4 protein-coding genes and 1 pseudogene are annotated in these 2139 nt (G+C 75.4%); 2 read left to right on the top strand and 3 right to left on the bottom strand.

Translation table 11 applies throughout. The annotated features are described in order from the left end of the window. Together EYA84_RS30980 and EYA84_RS30975 are read left to right on the top strand one after the other, a co-directional pair. Window positions 1-269: pseudogene (locus tag EYA84_RS30980) on the top strand (hypothetical protein); the annotation flags it as partial. Window positions 270-297: 28 nt separating this feature from the next. Next, entirely contained in the window at window positions 298-945 is a 648-nt protein-coding gene (locus tag EYA84_RS30975; RefSeq protein ID WP_131057745.1) for a hypothetical protein, read from the top strand. Between the two features lie 9 nt (window positions 946-954). Here the strand turns inward: EYA84_RS30975 and EYA84_RS33065 are convergent, their stop codons facing one another. The 3 genes from EYA84_RS33065 to EYA84_RS30965 all read right to left on the bottom strand — a co-directional run. Then, window positions 955-1131 (bottom strand): hypothetical protein, encoded by a 177-nt coding sequence (locus EYA84_RS33065; protein WP_162854401.1) that lies wholly within the window; start codon window positions 1129-1131, stop codon window positions 955-957. 68 nt (window positions 1132-1199) lie between these two features. Next, a complete protein-coding gene (locus EYA84_RS30970; RefSeq protein ID WP_013733930.1) occupies window positions 1200-1397 on the bottom strand; it encodes a hypothetical protein in 198 nt (65 codons plus the stop codon). 4 nt (window positions 1398-1401) lie between these two features. Next, the coding region (locus tag EYA84_RS30965; RefSeq protein WP_236146065.1) for a SelB C-terminal domain-containing protein at window positions 1402-2139 on the bottom strand (738 nt) is incomplete at its 5' end.

Here is a 2139-nt window from a genome sequence, read left to right as displayed (position 1 = left end):
GGCTCGGCGCGTTGATGGGGTACGGGCTCGGGGTGGCCGCCGCCGTCGGCTTCGCCGCGCTGACCCGTGGGCGGCGGCAGCCGATCCTGCGCTCCGCCGCTCTGCTCGGCGGCGGGGCGATGACGCTCTCCGACGGGTCGTTGACGCTGCTCGGTGTCACCGACCCGCGCACCTGGCGGCGCGTCGACTGGCTGGCCGACCTCGTGCCGCACCTCGCGTACGGGGTGACGGCCGCCGCCACCTGGAACCGGCTGCGGCGATCGGGCTAGTCCGGGCCACAACGGGTACTCCCGCGAGATGGGCGATCACCGCGAGATGGCACGGGCCCTGCTCACCCGGCGCACGTACGCCGAGGAGGCGGGGATCACCCTCGCCGACCGGCCCGCGCCGCTGTACCAGCTGCTGGTGCTCGTCACGCTGTTGAGCACCCGGATCCGGGCCGGTGTGGCGGTGGCGGCGGCCCGGGAACTCTTCGCCGCCGGCTACCGCACCCCGCAGGCGATGGAGGCGGCGCGGTGGCAGCAGCGCGTCGACGCGCTCGGGCGGGGCCACTACCGCCGCTACGACGAGCGGACCGCGACGATGCTCGGCACCGGCGCCCGGCTCTGCCTCGACCGGTGGCACGGCGACCTGCGACGGCTGCACCGGGAGGCGGACGGTGACCCGACGGCGCTGCGCCGACTGCTCACCGAGTTCCCCGGCATCGGGCCCACCGGGGCGGACATCTTCCTGCGCGAGGTGCAGAGTGTCTGGCCGGAGCTGCGCCCGTACGCCGACCGGCGGGCGGTCGCCGGGGCCAAGCGGCTCGGGTTGCCGGCCACCCCCGACCGGCTGGCCGGGCTGGTCGACGACGACGACTTCGGCCGGTTCGCCTCGGCGCTGGTGCGGGTGGCGCTCGGCGAGGAGTCGGTGGGGCAGCTCAACCGGAGCGTGGCGGCCCGCTGACCGGCGTCACTAGGCGTCGCCGGGTTTGGTCAGGTGCCACACCAGCAGGGCGGCGAGCAGAGCCAGCACCACCAGTCCCCCGGAGATCCCGCTGCCTTCGGTCTCCGATCGGCCGGTGGTGCCGAAGTAGATCACCGCGAGGCCGGCCAGCACCGCGACGACCTTGCGGATGCCTCGGTCCTTCATCCGTCGCACGATAGAGCCGAACAGGCTTGGATGCCGGTTTTCGTCTGGTCTGTCCCCCGACTGGGCGATCAGTCGGTCTCCAGGTCGTCCAGTGAGATCTTGTGGCTCATCAGCCAGCGGGCCAGCGCCGACATCCCGAACAACCACAGCGGCGCCGACTCGGTGGTGCCGTTGGTGGCGAAGATGGCGAACCTCAGGTCCGGTGCCCGGTACGCCTCGATCCGCCAGCGGTGCTGCCGGTCCCGCCAGACCGCGGAGGGGTCCATGGCGTCACGGTAGGCGTCCGGGACGCCCGGCTGCCGGCCGATCGGTGGAATCCGCGTCGACCACCGTCCGGGCGTCGTCCGGCAACCGGCGGGTCCGGCCCTGCCGGTCCAGCAGCTCCAGCAGCGGCACCGCCACCCGGCGGGTGGTGTCCAGGGCCTGCCGGGCGGCACTGAGCGTGAACGGCTGCGGCAACGCGGCGAGCACCCGCACCGCCTGCTGCGGCGCGCCGGGCAGCAGCAGCACGTTGCCGGTCAGGCGCAGCAGCGCGCCGGCCCGTACCGCCGCGCCGATCTCGCGGACCCCGAGCCCGACGGCGGCCAGCCGGTCGGCGTCCGGAGCCCGGAACGGGTACGCCGCGAAGTCGTCGCGGACCAACGCCACCGCGCGGGCCACCGGCTCCGGCAGCGGATCAGCCCCGGCCGCGCCGACCCGACCGGCAGCCAGCCGCAGCGGCGCCCGCACCAGCGCCTCGACCAGCACCCGGTCGGGCAGGTCGAGCTGCCGGCGCAGCACCTCCACCGGGGCGCCCGCCTCCAGGGGATGCTCCCGGGAGTGCCGGGTCACCGCCTCGGTGAGCCGCGCGGTCAGCCGCGCCCAGTGCTCCGGATCGGCCAGCCAGTCCCCCGCCACCGGGGCGACGTGCACCGGCACACCCGCGCGGGCCAGGTCCCCGGCCCGCACCAGGCCGCGTCGCCGCAGTTCACCGGCGAGGTCCGGCCGACCGTCCAAGGTGGCCAACAC

It is taken from the genome of Verrucosispora sp. SN26_14.1, from assembly GCF_004307965.1.
Taxonomy (GTDB): domain Bacteria; phylum Actinomycetota; class Actinomycetes; order Mycobacteriales; family Micromonosporaceae; genus Micromonospora.
This window is presented reverse-complemented; position numbering and strand designations above follow the sequence as displayed.

Bases quoted from the DNA above. Each gene is read 5' to 3' on its own strand.
- EYA84_RS30975 (WP_131057745.1), top strand. From the start codon at position 298: ATGGGCGATCACCGCGAGATGGCACGGGCCCTGCTCACCCGGCGCACG.
- EYA84_RS33065 (WP_162854401.1), bottom strand. From the start codon at position 1,131: ATGAAGGACCGAGGCATCCGCAAGGTCGTCGCGGTGCTGGCCGGCCTC.
- EYA84_RS30970 (WP_013733930.1), bottom strand. From the start codon at position 1,397: ATGGACCCCTCCGCGGTCTGGCGGGACCGGCAGCACCGCTGGCGGATC.